Origin of the sequence: uncultured Bradyrhizobium sp., from assembly GCF_936943645.1 — a bacterium.
Taxonomy (GTDB): domain Bacteria; phylum Pseudomonadota; class Alphaproteobacteria; order Rhizobiales; family Xanthobacteraceae; genus Bradyrhizobium.
In genome coordinates, this window is record NZ_CAKZJO010000063.1 from 26,382 (window position 1) to 48,761 (window position 22,380).

The 22,380-nt window shown below is 64.6% G+C and carries 15 protein-coding genes; 8 read left to right on the forward strand and 7 right to left on the reverse strand.

Annotation, left to right across the window (positions count from 1 at the left end):
• Positions 1-94 precede the first annotated feature (94 nt).
• Positions 95-3,082 carry an autotransporter outer membrane beta-barrel domain-containing protein gene (locus tag Q0743_RS18275; protein WP_298242902.1) on the forward strand — a complete coding sequence of 996 codons (2,988 nt, stop codon included), beginning with the start codon at positions 95-97 and terminating at the stop codon, positions 3,080-3,082.
• A gap of 60 nt (positions 3,083-3,142) precedes the next feature.
• Here Q0743_RS18275 and Q0743_RS18280 read toward each other — a convergent pair whose 3' ends face one another.
• Positions 3,143-3,976: an MlaD family protein gene (locus tag Q0743_RS18280; protein WP_298242903.1), complete on the reverse strand. Its 834-nt coding sequence runs from the start codon at positions 3,974-3,976 to the stop codon at positions 3,143-3,145.
• A 152-nt stretch (positions 3,977-4,128) separates the two neighbouring features.
• Complete coding sequence (locus Q0743_RS18285) at positions 4,129-6,348, reverse strand: acetate--CoA ligase family protein (RefSeq protein ID WP_298242904.1); 2,220 nt, start codon at positions 6,346-6,348, stop codon at positions 4,129-4,131.
• Positions 6,349-6,561: 213 nt separating this feature from the next.
• Here Q0743_RS18285 and Q0743_RS18290 point away from each other — a divergent pair, with 213 nt between their 5' ends.
• Positions 6,562-8,208, forward strand: coding sequence for a glycosyltransferase family 2 protein (locus Q0743_RS18290; protein ID WP_298242905.1), 1,647 nt, complete (start codon positions 6,562-6,564; stop codon positions 8,206-8,208).
• Positions 8,209-8,219: 11 nt separating this feature from the next.
• Here Q0743_RS18290 and Q0743_RS18295 read toward each other — a convergent pair whose 3' ends face one another.
• The 3 genes from Q0743_RS18295 to Q0743_RS18305 form a co-directional block, all read right to left on the reverse strand.
• Entirely contained in the window at positions 8,220-9,212 is a 993-nt protein-coding gene (locus tag Q0743_RS18295) for a glycosyltransferase family 2 protein (RefSeq protein WP_298242906.1), read from the reverse strand.
• Positions 9,213-9,374: 162 nt separating this feature from the next.
• Complete coding sequence (locus Q0743_RS18300; RefSeq protein WP_298242907.1) at positions 9,375-9,941, reverse strand: class GN sortase; 567 nt, start codon at positions 9,939-9,941, stop codon at positions 9,375-9,377.
• Between the two features lie 105 nt (positions 9,942-10,046).
• Positions 10,047-12,305 (reverse strand): marine proteobacterial sortase target protein, encoded by a 2,259-nt coding sequence (locus Q0743_RS18305; protein WP_298242908.1) that lies wholly within the window; start codon positions 12,303-12,305, stop codon positions 10,047-10,049.
• 185 nt (positions 12,306-12,490) lie between these two features.
• On the opposite strand from Q0743_RS18305, the gene Q0743_RS18310 reads away from it, so the two are divergent.
• Together Q0743_RS18310 and Q0743_RS18315 are read left to right on the forward strand one after the other, a co-directional pair.
• Positions 12,491-13,261, forward strand: a complete 771-nt coding sequence (locus Q0743_RS18310) for a helix-turn-helix transcriptional regulator (RefSeq protein WP_298242928.1) — start codon at positions 12,491-12,493, stop codon at positions 13,259-13,261.
• A gap of 52 nt (positions 13,262-13,313) precedes the next feature.
• The gene (locus Q0743_RS18315; RefSeq protein ID WP_298242909.1) at positions 13,314-14,837 is read left to right on the forward strand and encodes a glycosyltransferase; all 1,524 of its coding nucleotides are present in this window, start codon (positions 13,314-13,316) and stop codon (positions 14,835-14,837) included.
• A gap of 203 nt (positions 14,838-15,040) precedes the next feature.
• Here the strand turns inward: Q0743_RS18315 and Q0743_RS18320 are convergent, their stop codons facing one another.
• Together Q0743_RS18320 and Q0743_RS18325 are read right to left on the reverse strand one after the other, a co-directional pair.
• Positions 15,041-16,264, reverse strand: coding sequence for an ABC transporter substrate-binding protein (locus Q0743_RS18320; RefSeq protein ID WP_298242910.1), 1,224 nt, complete (start codon positions 16,262-16,264; stop codon positions 15,041-15,043).
• Between the two features lie 84 nt (positions 16,265-16,348).
• On the reverse strand, positions 16,349-17,899 hold the full coding sequence (locus tag Q0743_RS18325; RefSeq protein ID WP_298242911.1) for a long-chain fatty acid--CoA ligase: 1,551 nt from the start codon (positions 17,897-17,899) through the stop codon (positions 16,349-16,351).
• A gap of 266 nt (positions 17,900-18,165) precedes the next feature.
• Between Q0743_RS18325 and Q0743_RS18330 the strand changes: the two genes are divergently transcribed.
• The 4 genes from Q0743_RS18330 (at position 18,166) to Q0743_RS18345 (ending at position 22,238) form a co-directional block, all read left to right on the forward strand.
• Positions 18,166-19,302, forward strand: coding sequence for an acyl-CoA dehydrogenase family protein (locus Q0743_RS18330; protein WP_298242912.1), 1,137 nt, complete (start codon positions 18,166-18,168; stop codon positions 19,300-19,302).
• Between the two features lie 139 nt (positions 19,303-19,441).
• The gene (locus tag Q0743_RS18335; RefSeq protein ID WP_298242913.1) at positions 19,442-20,605 is read left to right on the forward strand and encodes an acyl-CoA dehydrogenase family protein; all 1,164 of its coding nucleotides are present in this window, start codon (positions 19,442-19,444) and stop codon (positions 20,603-20,605) included.
• Positions 20,605-21,261, forward strand: a complete 657-nt coding sequence (locus Q0743_RS18340; RefSeq protein ID WP_298242914.1) for a glutathione S-transferase family protein — start codon at positions 20,605-20,607, stop codon at positions 21,259-21,261. Before Q0743_RS18335 ends, Q0743_RS18340 begins: the two co-directional genes overlap by 1 nt.
• Positions 21,262-21,437: 176 nt before the next feature.
• Positions 21,438-22,238 carry a helix-turn-helix domain-containing protein gene (locus Q0743_RS18345; protein WP_298242915.1) on the forward strand — a complete coding sequence of 267 codons (801 nt, stop codon included), beginning with the start codon at positions 21,438-21,440 and terminating at the stop codon, positions 22,236-22,238.
• Positions 22,239-22,380: the final 142 nt, after the last annotated feature.

The following is a 22,380-nucleotide window of genomic DNA, read 5'->3' on the forward strand; positions in this document are numbered from 1 at the left end:
GCGCCGCCGGGGAGCGCCGCGGGCTGAGGAGCGAGCGTTGAAGGTTTGGTCGCAATCGAGCGGGCGGAGTTGCCTGCGCCGGAGTGCTGCGGCCTTGCGCGCGGTCTTCGGGGCGGGCCTCGTCTTCGGCGCGATCGCACTCGCGAGCCCCGCGCGGGCTCAAGTCTTCAACGGATCACAGACCACGCCGAACGGTGCCGTCAACGGTGGCGGTGGTGTTTGGGACAACACCACGACCAACTGGACCGACTTCTTTGGTTCGACCAGCGCGGCCTATGATCCAGCGTCTGCGGGCGTCCAATTCGGCAGCAGCGGCCCTTCGATCCCGGCGTCGGGCGGCACGGTGACGGTGACGCCGGGCGGCGTGCAACTCACTGGCCTCGTGGGCTTTGACATCACCGGCGACGGTTCGATTTACACCATCCAGGGCGGCGACCTCAGGCTGGCGCCGGGCGGCACGACGTTCGTCACCGCCGACGTGACCGGCACCAGCGATCCCTCGGCTATCATCGCTTCGCGTATCGTCGGCAGCGACGGGATCAACGTTCAGGGTTCAGGTACCCTTGCGCTGCTCGGCGCCAATACCTATGCCGGCGGCACCTTCATCTGCAATTGCGGATCCCTGCAGCTCGGCGACGCCACCCATACCGCGGGCATCGTCGGCGCCGTCACCAATGAAGGTCTCTTCACTCTCGTCAATGCCGATACGTCGGGGATCACGTCGCTTCTGAACGACTTCTCCGGCACGACGCTGTTTCTCAACGCCACCTCCGCCAGCTCGATGGCGATCACCAATAACGGCCAGCTGTATTTCGGTGATCCGAACGGAGGTGGCTCCGACACCGCAACGGCCGGTCGGGCGACGATCATCAATGATGGCGGCTTGACCGGCTTCTTTGGACGGACCAATGCCGGCGCGGCCAACATCACCAACCAGAATGGCGGCGGCACCGCATTCCTCGAACAAGCCTCGGCAGGCTCGGCAACGATCGTGAACAAGGATTTCAGCGGGACCATATTCGGTACGCTGGCCGGCTCCGACACTGCGACCGCCGGCAATGCGACGATCATCAACGAAGCCAACGGTCTCACCAATTTCGGCGCGTTCACGACGGCCGGCAACGCGACGATCGTCACCAAGGACGGCGGCAAGACCGAATTCTTCGACAATTCCACCGGCGGCAATGCCCGCTTCATCACCACCGGAACGGGCATCGTCGATTTCGGGGTCAGCGTCGGCCCGAACAGCGACGGCCGCATCACCGCCGGCTCGATCGAAGGCAGCGGCTATTACTACATCGGCGGCGGCAATACCCTCGTCGTCGGTGGCAATAACCTCTCGACCGAGGTCAGCGGTGTCATCGGCGATTACGATCCCTGCGGTTGCGGTCCGATCGGACCGGGCTCGCTGGAAAAGGTCGGCAGCGGCACGCTGATCCTCTCGGGCACGAACACCTACACCGGCACGACCACGGTGAACGGCGGCATCTTGCGGGTCGATGGCGATATCTCACAGTCGAGCTTGACGACCGTCAATTCCGGCGGCGCGCTGTTCGGTGCCGGAATCGTCGGCAATACCGTGATCGCCAGCGGCGGTATCTATGCGCCGGGTGACGGCGGGCCGGGCTCGAGCATGCAGGTTCAGGGCGATCTCACCTTCCAGCCGGGCTCGGTCTATCTGGTGCAGGTCGGCAGCGGGTCCAGCGCGAGCCACGCGGTCGTCAACGGCAATGTCACGCTGGACGGCACGGTCGGCGTCGCGCTGTATCCGGGCGCTGCGGTGAAGAAGCATTATTCGATCATGGAGTTCTTCGGCACTCCCACCGGGAATTTCTCCGGCGTCGCCGCGCCGGGCGGTCTCATCGGCACGACGAGCGTCGGATCGAACGATGTCTTCCTCGATTTTGCGCTCGACTATGGCGCGAAATATGCTCTCAACGTCAATCAGAAGAACGTCGCCACCACGCTTCAGAATTTCTTCAATGCCAATGGCGTCCTGCAAGCCGAATTCGCTGGCCTTGGCCCCAACGGCTTGACGCAGGCCTCTGGCGAGCCGGCGACCGGGTCGCAGCAGGCGACCTTCAATGCGATGAACCTGTTTCTCGGCCTGCTGACCGATGTCTTCGGCTCGGGACGCAGCGGCGCGCCCGGCGCGACGCCCTTTGCCGCCGACACCAGTGCGCGCGGCAGGAACGCGCGCGAGGCCTTTGCCTCGATCAAGGCTCCGGCCGCGTCGTTCGAGCAGCGCTGGGATGTGTGGGCGGCCGGCTACGGCGGCTCGCAGAGCACCGACGGCAATGCCGGCCTCGGCTCGAACAATACGACCAGCAACGTCTATGGCACCGCCGTGGGTCTCGATTACCGCTTCTCGCCGTCGACGATTGCGGGCTTCGCGCTCGCGGGCGGCGGAACCGGCTTCAACGTCAGCGGTCTCGGTTGGGGCCACTCCGACCTGTTCCAGGCCGGCGCATTTCTGCGTCATACGGCCGGCCCGGCCTACATCACGGCGGCGCTCGCCTATGGCTGGCAGGACGTCACGACCAATCGCGTCGTGACGGCTGCCGGTTACGACCAGTTGCGCGCGCAGTTCAACGCCAACGCGGTCTCGGGTCGCATCGAGGGCGGCTATCGCTATGCCATGCAATGGGCCGGCGTCACGCCCTATGCCGCGCTCCAGGCCACCCTGTTCAGCCTTCCCGGCTATGCCGAGTCGGCCGTGGTCGGCAGCAACGTCTTCGCGCTCAACTATGCCGCCAAGGACGTGACTGCCACCCGCACCGAGCTCGGCCTGCGCGCGGACCGTTCGTTTGCCGCAGCCGGCGGCCTCATGACCCTGCGCGGCCGCCTGGCCTGGGCGCATGATTACAATCCGGACCGTTCGGCAGCAGCGGTGTTCCAGACGCTGCCAGGGTCGGCCTTCGTCGTGAACGGCGCCGCCCAGGCACGCGATTCGGCTCTGACCACCGCATCAGCGCAGATTAACTGGATGAACGGCTGGTCCGCATCGGCGACCTTCGAGGGCGAATTCTCGAACGTCACGCGCTCCTACGCCGGCAAGGGCCTCGTGCGCTACGCCTGGTAGGGGTGGTCGATAGGCCACGACGGGATTGCCATCCTCCCCCTCCAGGGCAGGGTAAGGAAGCTACTGCTTCTTCTGCGGCGGCTTGCGCGGGGGGCGCGGGGCCGCAGCGGCTGGTGTCGGTGTCCCACTCATCTTGTTGGCGGCCTCGCTGACGTCGAGCAGCGAGCGACGGATGTCCTCGAGATAGCCCGCCGATTTCTTCTTCATGACGTCGGCAAGCTCGTGTAGCCCCTTGATCTTCTCGAACAGCTCGTCGGCTTTGCCGTCGACGAAGCCGGGCATCACACCCTCGATCTTCGTGACCGCTTTGTCGAAACCCGCGAAGGCACTGTCGACCTTCGCCATGACGGAATCGATCTCGCCGCCCTTGCTCCGGAGATCGGCGGTGTAATTCTCGAACGTGCGCAGGCCCTCCTTGATGGCGGGGGCGTTGCTGACGATCGTGCGGTCGACGCTGTGCAGGGTGTCGACGATGGATTCGGCGTCGCTGAGATCGGCGGTCAGCACGGGGATGCCGTCCGCGTCCAGCGGCACCGGCGGCGCGGAGGGCGCGCCTCCGATCAGCGAGATCGCAGCGACGCCGGTGAGCCCCTGGAACTCGATGCCCGCCACGGTGTCCTTGCGGATCGGTGCCGTGTTGTCGAGCATCACCAGCGCCACGATCCTGCGTGGATTGTCCAGCTTGATCGACAGGATCTGGCCCGCGGGCACGCCGTCGAAATTGACCGGCCCGCCGCGGCGCAGGCCGCTGGCGGATCCGCCCTCGAACACCACGCGCAGCTGGCTGCGGCTCTGGATGGTGCGCCATTTCTGCACGCCGAGCAGGCCGCCGAATCCCACGGCGATCGCCACCAGCGTCACCGTTCCGATCACCAGATTGCTCGCGCGTGCCATGCGGCTGAGTCTAAGGCCAAAGCAGGGAAGTTGGAAGAAGGCCGCGATGGTACGTAGGGCGGGTTAGCGAAGCGTAACCCGCCGCCTTCTTCTCTCCTCGTCAAATGCGGCGGATTACGCTTCGCTAATCCGCCCTACGGGTTTTAGGCCACTCAATGCCCGGCCGCGCGCTTTGCCGCAGCATTGTTCAGCACGATCAGGGCATCGACGGCCACGCCGGTCCTGGTGTTGATCAGGAATGGATTGATGTCGATCGAGGCGATTCGGTCGCCGGCATCCGCGATCAGATTGGACAGGCCGACCAGAGCCTTCACCGCCGACGCTTCGTGCAAGGCCGGCTTGCCGCGATAACCGCGCATCTTGATCCCGGCCTTGGTGCGGCCGATCAGCAGCCGTGCCTCGGCCTCGTCCAGCGGGGCGCCGGCGAGCGCGACGTCCTTCATCAGCTCGATGTCGATGCCGCCGGTGCCGAACAGCACGACCGGTCCCATCTCGGCATCGAGCGAGGCCCCGACGACGAGCTCGAGCTCGGCCTTGACCTGCTGCGCGATCAGGATGCCGTCGAGCTTCGGCTTGCCCTTCAGCTTCGCGACCCGTGCGGTGATGTCGGCGAATGCCTTCTTCACCTCGGCCGCGCTGTTCAGGTTCAACACCACGCCGCCGATGTCGGATTTGTGCAGGATCTCGGCGCTGACGACTTTCGCCACGACCGGGAAACCGATCTGCTTTGCGATCTTCGCGGCTTCCGCTGCCGTCTGCGCAATCGCCTCCTTCGAGATCGGAATGCCGTAGGCCTTCAGTAGCTTCTTCGAGGCGACCTCGTCGAGCGCCGCGCCGCTGGCCGATCTCAGCGCCTTCTCCAGCACGGCGCGCGCGGCCGGCTTCGAGTTCGAGACGATGTCGGGCACTTCCTTCCGCAGCTTCGCATAGGCGAGCAGCGACTTGATCGCGGTCACCGCGCGATCCATGCCCTGCATGACGGCGAGATGCGGCAGCGACTTGCGCAGGGATTTGGTGAAGTCGGTGAAGCCGATCGACATCGCGCTGATATAAATCACGGGCTTTGAGGCCTTGCTCGCCATCTCGTCGACGATACGCAAATTGCGTTCGCGCAGCTCATGCGGCGCCTTGGGCAACTCGGCGTCGATGATGACGATGTCGATGTCGGGGTCGTCGATCATCAGCTTGATCGACTTCATGTAGACGGAGGGATCGACCACTGCGGCAAAGCCGGCATCGAGCGGGTTGCCGACGATCGACCCCGGCCCCAGCATCTTCGCCAGCTCCGCGCCGACATGCGGGCTGAGCGGCGCGAAGTTCAGGCCCTCGGCATAGAAGGCATCCAGCAGCATGCCGCGTTTGCCGCCGGATAGCGTGACGGCGGCGAGCCGGTCGCCCTTGGGCACGGCGGAATGAACGAAGCACTCGGTCGTTTCGATCAGCTCGTCGAGTCCGCCGACCCTGATCACCCCCTCGCGCGTCGCGATCGCGTCGAACGTTTCGATCGAGCCCGCGAGCGCGCCGGTGTGTGCCATCGCCGCGGCGCGGCCGCCTTCGGAAGCGCCGAGCTTGAGGGCGATCACGGGCTTACTCGCCGCGCGCGCTGCCTTGCAGGCCTCGCGGAACGCCTTGGTGTTGCGGACGCCTTCGAGGTAGACGACGATCACCTTGATGCTCGGATCCTCGGCGAAATACCGCATCAAATCCGGCGTCTCGAGTCCGGCCTCGTTGCCGGTCGTCACCATGTAGCCGACGCCGACACCGCGATCCTCCAGCGCTTGCCGGATCGCCATGACGATGGCGCCTGATTGTCCGGCGATCGCGACCGCGCCCTGTTCCATGGTGACGATGCGATCGTCGATATTGGTGAAGAGCTTTTCGCCGGCGCTCAGATTGCCGAGACAATTCGGCCCGGTGACGGCAAGCCCCGTTTCGCGTATGGCCGCCTGCAATTCGGTTGCGAGCTTCTGGCTCTCCTCGTCCTGCAGCTCGCTGAAGCCCGAGGTGACGATGGTGGCCGAGCGCGCGCCGGCTGCGGCGGCGTCGCGGATCACCTGGACGGCGAAGCGGGCCGGCACCAGCACCAGGACGTGATCGGGTTTCTCCGGGAGGCTGGCAAAATCCTTGTAGCAGGTGACGCCCCAGATGGCGTCGCGCTTGGCGTTGACCGGATAGAGGCCGCCCTCGTAGCCGTATTTGATCAGATTATTCCAGATGCGTTCGGCATAATTGCCGGGCTTGTCGGTCGCTCCCACCAGCACGATGTTGTGCGGGTGCAGCATGGCGTGGATGCCCTTGACGATGTTTCCGGCATCGGGCGGTGGAGACCATGAGCGCTGAGAAACCGATGCGGCAGGCACTTGAGCTTCCATGCGCTTCCCTCACTTCTTGTTCTTGTTGCAACGCGCTGTCGCACGCCGGCTTCGGAGGCTGATCGTGGCGGGCTCCATGCCGCGAGACGGAATGGGCAAGGTCCGACGATAAGACCCGGTCATGAGGCTAGCATCACGAGACTTTTGGCGAAAGTGCGAACGGTCCGGCAAGATGCTAGGAAACCGCGACGCATATTCTCTCAAATGGTGATCATGTCGCTTCTGTCCATCGTGGTGCCGACCCTCGATCGTCCCGACACGCTTCGCCACGCGCTCGCGACCATGGCGTGCCAGCCTGCGCAAGCCGATTGCGAGTTCATCGTTCAGAACAACGGCGGCAATCCCGAGATCGCGAAGATAGTCGCGGATCTCCAGGACGAGCGCTTCAGGCATTTTGCCAGCGAGACCGTCCTGACCATGACCGACAATTGGGAGGCAGCACTCGGCCATGCTTCGGGCGAGTACATCGCCTTTCTCGGCGACGACGACGGATTGATGCCCTATGCATGCGCCACGGCGTCGAGCGTGCTCGCCGACCGAAAGGTCGATCTCCTGAGCTGGGATGCCTACAGCTATTACTGGCCGGGCTACTATCATCCGGCCTTCCGCAACCGGCTGCTCGCCGAGATCGACCTGACGTCCTCGGCAAGGCGCGTCTCCTCGCGAGACGAGCTGGCGCGCATCTTCGGCTTCCAGGCCCACTATGCGCGCCTGCCGATGATCTACAATTCGTTCGTCCGCCGCAGCGTCGTCGACCGAATGCGCGCGGCCTGTGGCCGCTACTTCATCGGCCTCTCGCCCGATGTCGCGTCCGGTATCGCCAATGCCGCGCTGAGCGAAAGTTTCGTCCGGCTGTCACGGCCTCTGAGCATGGCCGGATTCTCGCAGCACAGCACGGGCCATGCTCTGTTCTTCGAGACCACGAATCTGCTCGAAACGTCGCGGGGGGCGCGTGATTTCGGACCTATTGACGACGATCGTCAGCTCCCCGATCTCAACGCTCTCCAGCTCTTCATCGCCAAGGACATGCTCGACCTCAAGCGTCTGCTGCTGGCGGATGACGACGGGGTGCGGCTCGATTTCAAGGCGCTGGCGCAAGCGCTAGCGACCGATATCAACAATCGGCCGCCCTTGTATGACCGAACCGTGCAGACCATCGGCGAACTCGCCCGCATGCACGGCTTCGATGTCGCCGACATCATCATTCCTGCCCGTCTTGCGGATCGGCCGCCCCCTGGAAAGGGCATTTCCGTCATCGGACAGAACCGCGTGCTCTACGAGCTGGATGGTTCTGCGCTCGGGCTCAACTCGATTGCGGACGCCGTGCGCGTGATCGCTCAGTTCGTTCCGGATCAGGCGCCGTTCGATCCGGCTGCTCTGGAGACTGCCGTGCCCGCGCCGGTGCTCGGCCCGGAGGAGCTCGATTTCAGCCGTGGCGGGGCGGGTACCGCCGCGTTGATCGAGGGGTGGAGCGAGCCGGAGCAATGGGGTACCTGGTCCGTCGCCAGGAATTGCGTGCTTCGCTTCGCGATTGATCCCATCCCGTCACGACCGGTCGCGCTCGTGCTGGCGTGCCGGGCGTTCGTGTCGGATGGAAATCCACGACTGCAAGCGATTTGCCGCGTCGGCAACGGACCGCCGCAGCAACTGACGTTTTCGAGAGGTTCGTTTGCGGGCCAGCGCCGGTTGATGCTCGATCCTGCCGCGATTACCGCCGACGGGACGCTGACCATCAGTCTGTCGCTATCCGATCCGCGCTCGCCCGCCGATCTCGGATTGAGCTCCGACGCGCGTCCGCTCGGCATCGGCCTTGAGCGGGTTTGGCTCGATGACGATGCCCGTGCGTCACCAAGCCGCTGATCGCCGCCGGCTCAGTATCGCAGCAGGCTCATCTTGTGGGCGTAATGAAAGACGACCTGTCTCGCGAGATAGGGGGCGATGGCGCGGCGGATCTGCATCTGCGTCGGGTCGAAGCCGAGCACACGGCGCCGCAGGATGCCCATTTCCCTGACGCCGATCGCGTAGGTCGAGGCCGTCTTCTGGGCATCGTGGATTCGGAAGCAGGCGAGAAATCGCGGCAGGCGCACGAATTTGAAACCTGCTTCCTGCGCCCGCAGGATGAAGTCCCAATCCATCGCATAGTGGAAGCTTTCGTCGATCGGCCCGATTTTGTCCCACACGCGCTTGCGCCAGAACATCGTCTCTTGCGGGATGTAGTCGGCATATTGCAGCGCGCGTCCGTCATGGGGCGGCAGCACGGCACGGCCGACCTCGAGCCCTTCGCGATCGACGAAGACGCGATGGCCGTAGACGATGTCGACATGCGGATGTGACATGAAATAATCGGCGACATAGGCCAGCGTCCCCGGCAGCAGCATGTCGTCGCTGTTGAGGTAGGCCATGATCTCGCTGTCGACGCCGGCGAAGCCGAGATTGATGGCGTTCGACTGCCCGCCGTCGGGTTCGCTCTTCCAGCTGAGGCGCTCGCCGCGGCTCTTCAGGAGATCGACCGTGCCGTCGATCGAGGCGCCGTCCTGCACGTGATAATGCAGGTTCGGATAGTTCTGGCCGACGATGCTCTCGATCGTGGCGTCGAGATATTGCGCCTGGTTGTAGCTCGGCGTGACCATTGCGATCCGCGGCGCATTCTCGCCGATCGGAGGGGGCGGCGGGAAGGTCGTCAGGTTGAGCAGACGCGGCGGATATTGCTCGAAGGTCCACATCGGCGGGCGACGCCACAGGCTCCGCAGCGAGGATCGTCTTTGCCCGGCGGCGATGAGATCCAGATTCCTTTCCAGGAGCGCGACGCGATTTTCGAGCTGCTCCAATCGCTGTTCGAGGCGCGGCCTGAACTCGTCGTCCATCTAAGGTTCTTTCACAAATCACAACGTACAAAAATCAATGGGTCATTCTTACAGGGCTCCGGCCGGCAGCGCCAGTTCACGGTCCCGTCAACGCGATGGCTCGGGAGGTCCGGCGTGGTTTGAAAGGTCTCGATCGGTCCGTAACGGACGGATTGCGAACGGCTATTCACCTTCGATCGAGCTGGCGTGCAGGACGTACCGCTCCGGGCCGGGCGTGATCGCGTCGAACGGCCAGCATGTCGTGAGTACGAGCTCCACGCCCTGCGCCGAGGGATCGATGCCCGAGGCGTCGGCATCGACGACGGTCGAATAGTCTGCCCGGTAGCGGAAATGCTTGCCGTCGCGGCGCGTGATCTCAATGACGTCTCCGACGGAAACATTCCGCAAGAACCGGAAATGTGTGTCGCGGTGAGCTGCATATACGGCAACTCCGCGTTCGCCGGCGTCAGCCGTTTGGGGGATATGGCCGGGCCCGAAGGCAAGTGCCTGGCCACTGGTGCCTTCCAGCACGATGGCGCTGGCGCCGATCCGTTTCACCTCGATCCGCGCGATCGGCCAGGTGTCGGCCCATGACCATGGCTTGATCACCTTGCCCGTCGCAACGCTTCTGTCGAAGGCGCGCTCCAGCAGCATTTGGGCAAGCCACGCCTTGGCATGAATGTAGGCGCCGTCGCCGAGCAACATGAATCCGATCAGGGCAAGAACCGGAGGAGAGACGAGGCGGGGCATTTTGTGTCTGCGCTCGCAATGACCCGAAAAAAGACGCGCGCGGCCGTTGTGTACGGGACGGGCGACCGCGCGCGCTAAACAGAGGAGTTCGGGGAAGCTCCTCTCTCAAGCGGCGGTGAGCAAGGGCCGACGCCGGTTGAACACGAACAGGATCAGGGCGAGCACGATCAAGCCGAAGCCTGCGACCATCTTCAACTCGGCCGAGGTCGCTGTCTTGGGCAGGCGGATCGCATCGGGCGCTGCAGGCGCCGGACGCCGCGCGGCCGGTGAAGTCGCCGCATCGGCATGACGCTCGCGCAACTGCGGTGGGACCTGCGGCCGCTCGCCGAACACCTTCTCGAAGTCCCAGCCCGCGGGCAGGTTGATCGGCAACTCGCTCAGCTTGAGCGGTGCGCCTTCGGGACGGCTCGGCGTCTTGTCGACGGCGACGAGGCTGGTCAGGCGCGTGACGATCTGGTGGTCGAGTGCCAGCGCGAGGATCGCCTTGTCGGCCTCCTCCGGCGTGAGCTCCCGCATGGCGCGTGCGACCTCGGCGTCACCGATCTTGCGCCTGGCCCAGAGTTTCGACAGGCCCTTGCCTTCGGCGGCATTTTGCAGCGGCAGCGTCACCGACCATGGGCGATCCCCGACGCGTCCCGTGATCTCGAGCGAGCCTGCAAGCTTGTCGAGCTTCGCTGCCAGCACCAGCGGCTCGTCGCGATAGACGTCGGGAATGATCGCAGGCGTGACGTCGGCCTTGGCCTCCGAGAATTTCGCGGTGAGTCCGGTCACGGCGGGGTTCTCCAGCTTGGCGAACAGGCCGCGCATGCGCTCCTCGACCTGCTCGACGGAGCCGATATGGGTGAAGGCGCCACGGCCGAGCTCGGCGGCGCGGGTCATCAGATAGGTGTTGGGCGCCGAGCCGATGCCGACCATGAAGACGCGCGAGCGACCGCGCATCGCCGTGATGGTTTCGAACAATTGCTGCTCGTTGCCGATCGCGCCGTCGGTCAGGAAGACGACCTGGCGAACCATGCCGGTGTCGCCGAGCTTGTCGGCCAGCGCGGCGCGCATCGCCGGCACCATCTCGGTGCCGCCGCGCGCCTGCAGCGCACTCACGAACGCGGTGGCCTCGCCGACATGCGCGGCGTCCGCCGGCACGGAGGTGGGGAACAGCACGTCCATGGTGTCGTCGAAGCGGATCACGTTGAAGCGGTCGGCCGGCTGAAGGCGGGAGAGCGCGTAAGTGAGGCTCGCCTTGGCCTGGACGATCGAGGTGCCGCCCATCGATCCCGAATTGTCGATCACGAACACGACCTCGCGCGGCAGCGGCTTTTGCGTCGTCTGCTCGGTGCTGGGCGGCGTGATGAAGGCAAGCAGATAATCGGAATCGCCGACATGCTCGCGGAACAGGCCGATCGACGGCGCCTTCCCGGCGGCGGGCGTCCAGCTCAGTTCGAAGTCGCGGTCGGCGGGGACGACACCGTCGGCGAGCGTGACGACGCGTGCCATGCTGTCCGGACTCTCGATCTTGACCTTATGATGGGAGCTCTTGACCTCGCCAAGCGCGAAGCCGGCCTTCAGGTGCACCGTGATGGTGGTCGGATTGACCGGTGCAGTCTTGGCGGGATCGAGCACGGGCGGGGTGATGCGGTCACGGTCCGGCACCGGGTCCGAGGTCGCCGCGCCCCAGCCCGATCCATCCTTGCGGAAGTCGACGCTCTGGACGATCGGGGCCGGATTGTGACGCGGTCCGACCACCAGCGGCAGGCGGAGCGAGTATTCGTTGCCGGATTGATGCACGGGCTCCTGGTATTCGATCTGCACCAGCACGGTTTCGCCGGGACCGATATTGGCGACCGAGTTGGTGAAGATGTTCGGCCGTTCCTGTTCGGTGAGCGCGGCCTTCTGGCCGGCACGGCGCGCCTCTTCATAGATCACGCGCGCCCTCTGCCGCTCCTTGATGTCGCCGATGATGATGCGGTCGCCGACCACCATCTTCAGCGTATCGACGGCGCCGCCGGTCGCGAGCGGATAGACGTAGGTTGCCTCGACCCAATCCTTGGTCGGATTGCGGAAGATCTGGGTGACCCGGGCGCGTAGCGTCGGGCCCGATACCGTGACGTCGATGTCGATGCCGAGACGGATTGCCTCCGTGGTGGCGCCGTCGTCCTTCAGGAGCAGCGTGCCGGACCGAGCGTCGCCGGGCTGGAGCAGGCTGGCCTGCTCGGTCGTTGCCGACCAGCTCGTCCCGAAGCTGACGAGCAGGGCCACGAAGGCCATCAGCATCACCGCGACGCCTTGCGCGAGAAGAAACAATCCGACCTTGATCAACCCCTTCAGCATGGGATGCTCGTCATTGTCGGCTGTGTCGTAGGTGTCCATTTGGCTTGCTCCCGAGGACGTTTGCTGGCTGTGAGCATTTGCCGGGAGGGCCCGTTTTCGCGAGCAGAATGATCGGCAATGTTCCGCCATGGCCGGCCGGGCGCGCCGCGGTCGGGGCGGCCGTGTGCGGTTTTGTGCTGGTTTGTCCGGCCTGCTAGAATAGCCCTCCCAAGGCAGGGCCAATGATGCAGACCCAGGACAAACTCACCGACAGGCAGCTTTCGGACGAGCAGAGCCGCGAGATCGCCGAGACCATTCGCGAGGAGCTCGCCAGACGCCGGATCTCCCGGCAGACGCTGGCCGAGCAGGCCAAGCTCAGCCTGTCGACGCTCGAGAAGGTGCTCGGCGGCCGGCGGCCGTTCACGCTGGCGACGACGGTCCGGCTGGAGCAGGCGCTGGGCGTCTCCTTGCGCAAAAGCCCCGTTGTGGTGGCGCCTCAGCCCACCAATGACGTCGCTCCCGACAGTCTCGGCTCCTATGCACATCGCGCCGTGACCTGGATCGAGGACGTCTACATCACGTTGCGGCCGTCGTTCGGCGACAAGGATGCGATCTTCGCCTACCGCACCGAGATCGTCTGGGAGCCGAAGGTCTCCTCGCTGGTTTTCCGCGAGGGCGACCGGACCGACGCGGCCTACGAGCATACCGGTGAGGTCGCCGTCCCCCATCAGTCCGGCTTCATCTATCTCGTCATCATCAAGCACGGCCAGCACCGCGTGATCACGGTTTCACGGCCGACGGTGTCCGGAGAGATGTACGGCATCATCTCGACTCTGCGCGCGGGCCCCGGCTCGCAGCTCACGCCGATCGCGGCGCCGATCGCCTACGTGCCGCTCCGGAACGTTCCGAAGCCGACGTTGGGGCGGATAGCGGCGGACGATACCAACCATGCCTTGTATCGGAAGCACCTGCGCCGCACGGTAGAAGAGCCCTTTGCTCTGTTTTTGACGCTATAGTCCGCAAGAAATAGTCCTGCAGCGGCCTCGCATGCGTCTATAACGATCAACCATGCAGGACGCGCCAGCGCCACACGATGGCGGATCTCCGCTATTTTCCGTCATCATCCCGCTCGAATATCACCGCGGGCAATGGGAGCAATCCTGGCTCGGCTGGACGTCGCAGACCGCGGACAGATCGCTCTACGAGATCATCCTGGTCGTGCCGCCGGATTTTAGCGCGCGCCAGGAGTTGAAGGCGCTGGCTGACGACGAGGCCCGCCTCGAGTTCACCGATTCCGAGCACGACATCGGGCTCTGCGCCTTCGGTGCGACCAAGGCCCGCGGCAGCTATCTGTTCTTCACGGAGTCGCATTGCTGGCCCGAGCCCGACGTGATCGAGCAGTGCATCCGCGCCATCGAGGCGCATCCCGACTGGGCCGGCTTCTCCTGCCATTCGGTCCCGATCTGCCACAACCGGCTCTCGAAAGCCGAAGCCACGATGTACCAGGCCGACATCGACTTCGGCATGAAGCAACATCCCTGGCGCAAGGTGCTCGATCAGTGCTTCGTGACGCGGCGTGACGTCTATTGGGAATGCGGCGGCCTGCGCGAGGAACTCGGCCACTTCGCCGAATGGGTGTTGGCTGCGGCCTATCACGCGAGAGGCCACAGCATCGGCTATCTGCAAGAGGCGCGCTTCCACCACTATTACGTCGGCAAGATCGGCGAGCTGAAGACGTTCACGCTCGATTTCGTCGAGGGCGAGATCCGCTATCTCGGGGAGGTGCGCCGCGAGCCCGGCAGCGAGCTGCTCGAAGTGCCGGCCGAATGGGCGGAATGGGCGGGCTTCGATCGCTCGCTCGCCCGTGCAGCCTTGAATGCGCTCGCGCAGTACAGTCTTGCCGGCCGCGGCTGGAGGAGGCCCGGCGAAAAATTGCGCGCTTTCTGGCATTGGGGTGCGCGTGCTCTATGCGGTGATCTCGAGGCGCGCCTTGCCGCGCGCCTCGAGGCCATCCGCGCGCATCTGGGCCTGAGCGCGCTAGCCCTGGTCGGGTCGAGCGAGGCGATCGCGCGATGGATGAGGCGCTACATCGCCGCGCTGATCCATCTGCAGAGGCTTGAATGCATTCGCTCCGTGCGCGACCGCGCCGGGCCCGCGGCGAGATTCCTGGGAGATGGTGTTCTCGGACAGGCCGGCTTCCATGCGCTCGAATCGTCGGCGGGGCGTGTCTTCCGCTGGAGCGAGCCGCAGGCCGCCGTTCGCATCCGGGGAAGTGCAGGCCCCAACATCGTTCGTATCCAAAGCCCGGCCTTGCGCGCACCATTGCGCGACATCGGTGCGCATTTCTATCTCAACGGCGTGCGCGTCGATGCTGCCGCAATCGCAATCGGTGACGACTGCTATACGATGACCCTCGATCTACCGCCGTCGGGCGTCGCCATCCTTGCATGGTCGTGTGCGGTGCTCAGGGGCATCGGCGATGCCCGCCGCCTTGGCCTTGCCGTGGCGTCGATCGAGGTGAGCCAGGATATCGGGTGCTCAATCCAGCCCGAGCCAGGCAAGGGCCAGGCCGACCTGTCGCCGGCCCGGTGAAGCCGGATCAAGGTCGCGCGGGCTGCAACGGTGGCCGGTCGCAAATAGCGATCGCCCGGCCGGTGCGGCCGCGCAGCGGGACGCCGCCGGCCTTGCGGATATGCAGAAAGAAAAACGGCCTTTCGGCCGTTGTCTCAGCGTTGTGCGGAGCCGCCCCGGACAGGGACGGCTCCGGATCGTTGGGCAGGAACATGCGCGAAGAGCTAGCCTCCGGTTTCGGCGCTGATGATATCACCAAACAGCTCCCACTGGCCCTTCTTGAAGCGCCACATCTTGAGCTGCTCGATCGGCGCGAAGTCGGTGGCCGAGGTGTTGATCTTGATGCCCGGTATCAGGGTATCGGGCACGAAGTCCTTCAGGCTGGCCGCCTGCTTCATGACGTTCTCGCGGGTCAGATTGTCGCCCGACTGCTTCAGCACCTGGACCATGGTCTGGGCCGCCGCATAGGCGTAGACAAGATTGGCATCCGAGATGTTGGCGCCGGGCATGTACTTGTCGATGAAGGTCATGAACTTCTTCATGCCCTCGTCGTCCTTCCACTGCGGATCCGATGCATCCTTCAGGTACCCGGCCGACAGCACGCCTTCGGAGGCCTCGAGACCGGCCGGCTTCATCACCGCGCCGATCGAGACCGAAACGTCGGTCATCAGGTGCATCGGCTTCCATTCCAGCTCCGCGATCTTCTTGATCGCCTGTGCCGCGAATTTCGGCGTCGCGATGTTGACGAAGACGTCGGCGCCGGTGCCCTTCAGCTTGACGATATGGGCGTCGATCGACGGCTCCGACGTCTCGTAGCTCTCCTCCGCGACGATCAGCTTCGCGGCCTTGTCGCCGAACACGTCCTTGATGCCGGCTAGGTAGTCTTTGCCGAAATCGTCATTGGCATAGAAGATCGCGACCTTGGCGTCCGGCTTCTCCTTCAGGATGTATTTTGCGAAGATCTGGGCCTCGACCCGGTAGCTGGGCTGAAAGCCCATGGTCCAGGGAAAGTTCTTCGGGTCGTTCCATTTGCTGGCGCCGGTGGCGAGGAACAGCTGCGGCACCTTCTTGGAGTTGTGATATTTCTGCACGGCGGTCTGGGTCGGCGTGCCCAGCGCGTTGAACACCAGGAACACCTCGTCGCTCTCGATCAGCTTGCGGATCTGCTCCACGGTCTTGGGCGGCGAGTAGCCGTCGTCATAGGAGATCCAGTTGATCTTGCGGCCGTTGATGCCGCCCTGGTCGTTGATCATCTTGAAATAGGCTTCCTCGGTCTTGCCGATGATGCCGTAGGCGGAGGCCGGACCGGAATAGGCCTCGACGTTGCCGATCTTGATCTCGGTGTCAGTGACGCCGGTGTCGTATTTCTTCTGCGCCTGGGCGCCTTGAACCGAAAACAGGGTCAGGGCGGTTGCTGCGGCGAGCATGGCGAGTTTCTTGTTCTTCATGGAAATTCCTTGAGTGTTTCTTTGGACTTCTTCTGGGTTGGTAGGCACGTCAAAAAGAAAAAGCTCCCGCGAGGGGCGCTTCGATCAGGCGGTGGCGACTTTCTTGTCGACCTCGGAAGCGACCGAGAATTCCTTGCGCAAGGTCGGTTTGTGGATCTTGCCGGTGGCGTTGCGCGGCAGCGCGTCGACGAAGCGGATCTGGCGCGGGCATTTGAAGCGCGCCAGATTGGCCGCGCAATGTGCGAAGACGTCCGCTTCGGCCAGCTTCTGGCCGGGCTTGACCGCGACGATGGCTAGGCCGACCTCGCCCCATTGCGGATCGGCAATGCCGATCACGGCAGCTTCGGCGATCGCATTGAGCTGATGCAGGACGTTCTCGACCTCGGCCGGATAGACGTTCTCGCCGCCGGATATGTACATGTCCTTCCAGCGATCGACGATGTAGTAGAAGCCTTCTTCGTCGACGCGCGTCGCATCGCCGGTGTGCAGCCAGCCGTCGGTGAAGGAGGTCTTGTTCGCCTCCGGCCTGTTCCAGTAACCCGGCGTGATGTTGGGACCTTTCACCCAGAGTTCGCCGAGCTCGCCGACATCGGCATCGCTGCCGTCGGGGCGCACGATGCGGACTTCCGTGTGCAGCACCGGCTTGCCGGCGGAGCCGGCCTTGCGCGCGGCATCCTCGCGGTCGAGCACAAGCACGGCCGGCGAGGTCTCCGTCATGCCGTAGCCCTGCTGGAGTGCGACGCCGCGCGACTCCCAGACCTTCAGCAGCGGCACCGGCATCGGGGCGCCGCCGACGCCGCCGACGATCAGGCGGGAGAGGTCAGTCGTCGCGAAGGCCGGGTGTTGCGCCATGAACTGGTAGATCGCGGGCACGCCGAAGAACGCGTTGATGCCCTGCGCGGGGTCGTTGATCAGGCCGAGCGCAGTGCCTGGATCGAAGACACGCATGATCATGACCGTGCCGCCAGCGTGCAGCACCGGGTTGGTGTAGCAATTCAGCCCGCCGGTGTGGAACAGCGGCAGCACGGTGAGCAGCACCGAGGCCGGCCCGATGCAGGCGGGGCCGCCGAGATTGACGCAATTCCAGAAGGTCATGCCATGGGTGATGGTGGCGCCCTTCGGATGTCCTGTCGTGCCCGACGTGTACATGATGGTCGAGACGTCATCGAGCGTGACCTCCTCGGCGCGGTCGAGCGGCTTTGCGGCGGCGATGCCGGCCTCGTAGGATCCGTCGGGGCCAAGCAACAGGCTGGTCGGGATGTTGCAGAGCTTTGCGACGCTCAGCGCCGTCTCGGCGAGATCGGAATCGTGGATCATCACCTTCGGCGCGCAATCGCCGGTGATGAACTGGAGTTCGGGAACGGTGAGGCGGGTGTTCAGCGGCACGAAGATCGCGCCCAGCCGCCCGCAGGCGAACTGCACCTCCAGCGTATCGGTCGTGTTCAGTGCCAGCACCGCGACGCGGTCGCCGCGTGCAACGTTCAACGTGTTTCGCAGGAACGAGGCGAGGCGCGAGACGCGGCCGTCGAGCTGCGAATAGGTGAAGCGGCGCTCGCTCGCGAGGTCGATCGCCGCGACCTTGTCAGGCGTGCGGCGGCCGTGGTGAATGATCCAGTCGTAGTAACGAACGGCCAAAATTCCTCCCTCGGCGGTCTTGTGCCGCCCTCCTTCTTGTTGCCCGTGCACCAAGCCCGGCGTGGCCCTGAGGCCAGCCGGAGTCTGTGCAGCAACATTTTTTTGCGCCAGAGTTGGCCTGCGAGCGGGGAAAATCGTCTTGCGTTGAGTTGCTAGGCTGCTTCCGCGCCAGCGGCCTCCGCTCCAGTCAGCCACTCCGCGCAAGTGAGCCGCCAAGGTTCCAGCCATGGTTGCCGCGACGAATCCGCCCCAGAGGCAAGTGCGCCATGAAGAGCCCGTTCTATACCGCTGAGCATGACGCCTTCCGCGACGTCATGCGTCGCTTCGTCGAGAAGGAGATCACCCCGTTCGCCCATGAGTGGGACGAGGCCGGCGAATTCCCGCGCGCGCTCTATCGCAAGGCGGCCGAGATCGGCCTGTTGGGGCTGGGATTTCCCGAGGAATTTGGCGGGATCGCCGCCGATCAGTTCATGAAAATCGTGGCGAGCCAGGAGCTTGCGCGCGCCGGCGCCGGCGGTGTCAGCGCCAGCCTGATGAGCCACACCATCGGCTCGCCGCCGATCGCGCGGGCCGCACGCCCCGAGGTGAAGGCCCGGGTGCTGCCGCAGGTGCTGGCGGGCGAAAAGATCTCCGCGCTCGCGATCACCGAGCCGGGCGGCGGTTCTGACGTCGCAAACCTCCGCACCAGGGCGCGGCGCGACGGGGATCACTACGTCGTGAGCGGCGAAAAGACCTTCATCACGTCAGGTGTCCGCGCCGATTATCTGACCGTTGCGGTGCGTACCGGCGGCGAGGGCGCCGGCGGCGTCAGCCTGCTCCTGATCGAGGGCGACACACCCGGCCTCTCCCGCACCAAGCTGAAGAAGATGGGCTGGTGGGCCTCCGACACCGCGACGCTGCATTTCGACGAATGCCGCGTGCCGGCCGAGAATTTGATCGGCGAGGAGGGGCAGGGCTTCAAGATCATCATGCAGAATTTCAACAGCGAGCGCATGGGCATGGCGGCGGGCTGTACCGGCTTTGCGCGCGTCTGCCTCGATGAAGCCATCGCCTACGCCAAGGAGCGCAAGACCTTCGGCAAGCCGCTCGCCCAGCACCAGGTCATCCGCCACAAGATCGTCGACATGGCGCAGAAGGTAGCGGCCTCGCAGGCGATGCTGGAGCTGCTGGCCTGGCGGCTCGAGCAGGGCGAGAGCCCGGTCGCCGAGATCTGCATGATGAAGAATCAGGCAACCCAGACCATGGCGTTCTGCGCTTCGGAAGCCGTGCAGATCTTCGGTGGCGCCGGCTTCATGCGGGGCATCAAGGCCGAGCGCATCTACCGCGAGGTCAAGGTCAACGCCATCGGCGGCGGCACCGAGGAGATCATGAAGGACCTGGCGTCGCGGCAGATGGGATTGTGAGCCCGTCATTCCGGGGCGTGCGAAGCACGAGCTATGGTGCGCAATTGCGCACCTGAGAATCCATCGAGCCGCAAACACCGTAGAGGAATGGATTCCGGGCTTATCGCTTCGTGATGCCCCGGAATGACGAGAGGACGAAATGCTGTTCACCGCCGACCACGACGACATCCGCCGCTCCCTGCAGAAGTTCATCGCAAACGAGATCAATCCTCATGTCGACGAATGGGAGAAGGCCGACATCTTCCCGGCGCACGAGCTGTTCAAGAAGATGGGCAGCCTCGGCTTCCTCGGGCTGAACAAGCCGGTCGAGTTCGGCGGCTCCGGCCTCGATTATTCCTATGCGCTGATGATGGCCGAGGAGCTGGGCGCCATCACCTGCGGCGGCGTGCCGATGGCGATCGGCGTGCAGACCGACATGGCAACGCCGGCGCTGGCGCGGTTCGGCTCGGACGAGGTGCGGCGCGAATTCCTGGCGCCGTCGGTCGCGGGCGATTTCGTCGCCTGTATCGGCGTCTCCGAGCCCGGTGCCGGGTCGGACGTGGCTTCGATCAAGACCACCGCGCGCTCCGACGGCGACGATTACGTCATCAACGGTGGCAAGATGTGGATTACCAACGGCACCCAGGCCGACTGGATCTGCCTGCTCGCCAACACCGGCGACGGCCCCGTTCATCGCAACAAGTCGCTGATCTGCGTGCCCATGAAGAGCAAGGGCGTCACGGTCGCGCGCAAGCTGGACAAGATGGGCATGCGCTCGTCCGACACCGCGCAGATCTTCTTCGACAATGTCCGTGTGCCCAAGCGCAACCGGATCGGCGAGGAAGGCAAGGGCTTTACCTACCAGATGATCCAGTTCCAGGAGGAGCGGCTGTGGGGCGCGGCCGCCTGCCTGAAGGCGCATGAATACATCATCGAGCAGACCATCGAATACACCCGCAACCGCAAGGCCTTCGGCCAGAGCATCCTCGACAACCAGGTCGTGCACTTCAAGCTCGCGGAAATGCAGACCGAGGTCGAGCTGTTGCGCGCGCTGATCTATCGTGCCGCGGAGCAACTGGTCGCCGGCGAGGACGTGACTCGGCTCGCCACCATGGCCAAGCTGAAGGCCGGTCGCCTCGGCCGCGAGCTGACCGATGCCTGCTTGCAGTATTGGGGTGGAATGGGCTTTACCAACGAGACGCCGGTCAGCCGTGCCTACCGCGACAGCCGCCTGACCTCGATCGGCGGCGGCGCCGACGAGGTCATGCTGATGGTCCTGTGCAAGATGATGGGTACGCTGCCCGGCAGCAAAGGAAGCTCCTGATGATCACGCTCTATCACTGCGATGCCGCGCGCTCGTTCCGTCCGCTCTGGATGCTGGAGGAGATGGGGCTGCCCTATGAGCTGAAGATGCTGCCGTTCCCGCCGCGGGTCTTCGCCAAGGAATATCTGGCGATCAATCCGCTCGGCACGATTCCCTTCCTGGTCGACGGCGAGACCAAGATGACGGAGTCCTCCGGCATCTGCCACTATCTCGGCATCAAGCACGGGCCGACGCCGCTGATGGTCGGTCCCGAAGATCCCGCCTACGGCGCGTTCCTGAACTGGCTGTATTTCAGCGACGCCACGTTAACCTTTCCGCAGACGCTGGTGCTCAGATACACCCAGCTCGAGCCGGAGGAGCGGCGTAATCCGCAGGTCGCCACCGACTATGCGAAGTGGTTCCTGGGACGGCTGCGCGCCGTCGAGGCAGCCACTGCAAATGCTGAAACCTTGTGCGCCGGCCGTTTCACCGCCGCTGACATTGTCATCGGTTATGCGCTTCGGCTGGCGGACAATATCGGGCTCGCCAAGGATTTTGGGCCAAATGTCGCGGCCTATTGGGCGCGCTTGCAGCAGCGCGACGGGTTCAAGCGCGCGGTTGCTGCGGAGCAGAAGGCGGGCGCCGAGCAAAATGTTGCGCCGCGTGTGAGGGCGTAAGCATTCCGCAGGATGGGACTACGGTCTCATCACGGTTCCGGACGCGACTGATCGTCGTCCCGGAATGTAATCTTTTGCGCGTCCATGACAGCGCTATCCCGTCGTGACAGCGCCCAAATTTCCGCTAAGGTGACCTCCGTCCGCAGCGGCCAGAGAGCCGCGCGAGGAGGAGCCCAATGGAATATAACGGTCGCGAATCCGACCATCTGATGCTGATCACGCCGGAGCGGGTGTTTTATGCGGGCCTGCTCGGTCGCCCCCGCAAGCGGACCCCGGGCTGTTGCCATGTCTATGTGGCGGTGAAGGGCAATCTGCACCTGACCATCGACGACGTCCTCGCCACCGGCGAGCTGTTTGTCACCCTGCCGAACCAGCGGCATTCCATTGCCAGCGACTATCGCACCGCGATCAGCGTGACGCTCGAGCCCGAGAGCATGCCGGATGGCGTGATCGAGGCCCTGGCCGAACGGCTCACCGGACCCGATCGGGCCGTCTACGCCCGCAAGATCCTCGCCGCCTATGCGCTGCTGCGCCAGCGCCGCTATGGCGACATCACCACCGCCGAATTCGATGAGATGTGCTTTGGCGAGGCGCTGCCGCGCCGTGTGCTCGACCCGCGCGTGACCCGCGCCGTTGCCCGCATCGAGCGCTTCACCGGCGAGCCGGTGACCGCCGATACCTGTGCGGCCGAAGCCGGGCTCTCGGCCTCGCGCTTCCTGCATCTGTTCAAGGAGGAGACCGGCATCTCGTTCCGCTCCTTCCGGGCCTGGAAGCGTGCGCGGCATCTGCTGCACTTCGCCAATCAGGACCTCAACCTCGCTCATCTCGCGCAGGACATCGGCTATCCCGATTCCACGCATTTCAGCCACTCGATCCGCCGCTTCTACGGCTTGAAGCCGCGCGCGATCTTCGTCGGCTCGCGCGACCTTGCGATCTATCGCAGCACCGAGACAGTTCGGATGGCGGAGGCGAGCTAGTTTCGCTCTCGTTATCCTTCGTAGGGCAGGTTAGCGCAGCGTAACCCGCCTCTTTGATCTCCTCGGCGACAGAAGTCGCGGGTTACGCCTTCGGCTAACCCGCCCTGCGATTCGTCGTTTTTCCCAGCTTCTCCGCGCAAGA

Bases quoted from the DNA above. Each gene is read 5' to 3' on its own strand.
- Q0743_RS18280 (WP_298242903.1), bottom strand. From the start codon at position 3,976: ATGGCACGCGCGAGCAATCTGGTGATCGGAACGGTGACGCTGGTGGCG.
- Q0743_RS18285 (WP_298242904.1), bottom strand. From the start codon at position 6,348: ATGGAAGCTCAAGTGCCTGCCGCATCGGTTTCTCAGCGCTCATGGTCT.
- Q0743_RS18290 (WP_298242905.1), top strand. From the start codon at position 6,562: ATGTCGCTTCTGTCCATCGTGGTGCCGACCCTCGATCGTCCCGACACG.
- Q0743_RS18295 (WP_298242906.1), bottom strand. From the start codon at position 9,212: ATGGACGACGAGTTCAGGCCGCGCCTCGAACAGCGATTGGAGCAGCTC.
- Q0743_RS18300 (WP_298242907.1), bottom strand. From the start codon at position 9,941: ATGCCCCGCCTCGTCTCTCCTCCGGTTCTTGCCCTGATCGGATTCATG.
- Q0743_RS18305 (WP_298242908.1), bottom strand. From the start codon at position 12,305: ATGGACACCTACGACACAGCCGACAATGACGAGCATCCCATGCTGAAG.
- Q0743_RS18310 (WP_298242928.1), top strand. From the start codon at position 12,491: ATGCAGACCCAGGACAAACTCACCGACAGGCAGCTTTCGGACGAGCAG.
- Q0743_RS18315 (WP_298242909.1), top strand. From the start codon at position 13,314: ATGCAGGACGCGCCAGCGCCACACGATGGCGGATCTCCGCTATTTTCC.
- Q0743_RS18320 (WP_298242910.1), bottom strand. From the start codon at position 16,264: ATGAAGAACAAGAAACTCGCCATGCTCGCCGCAGCAACCGCCCTGACC.
- Q0743_RS18330 (WP_298242912.1), top strand. From the start codon at position 18,166: ATGAAGAGCCCGTTCTATACCGCTGAGCATGACGCCTTCCGCGACGTC.
- Q0743_RS18335 (WP_298242913.1), top strand. From the start codon at position 19,442: ATGCTGTTCACCGCCGACCACGACGACATCCGCCGCTCCCTGCAGAAG.
- Q0743_RS18340 (WP_298242914.1), top strand. From the start codon at position 20,605: ATGATCACGCTCTATCACTGCGATGCCGCGCGCTCGTTCCGTCCGCTC.
- Q0743_RS18345 (WP_298242915.1), top strand. From the start codon at position 21,438: ATGGAATATAACGGTCGCGAATCCGACCATCTGATGCTGATCACGCCG.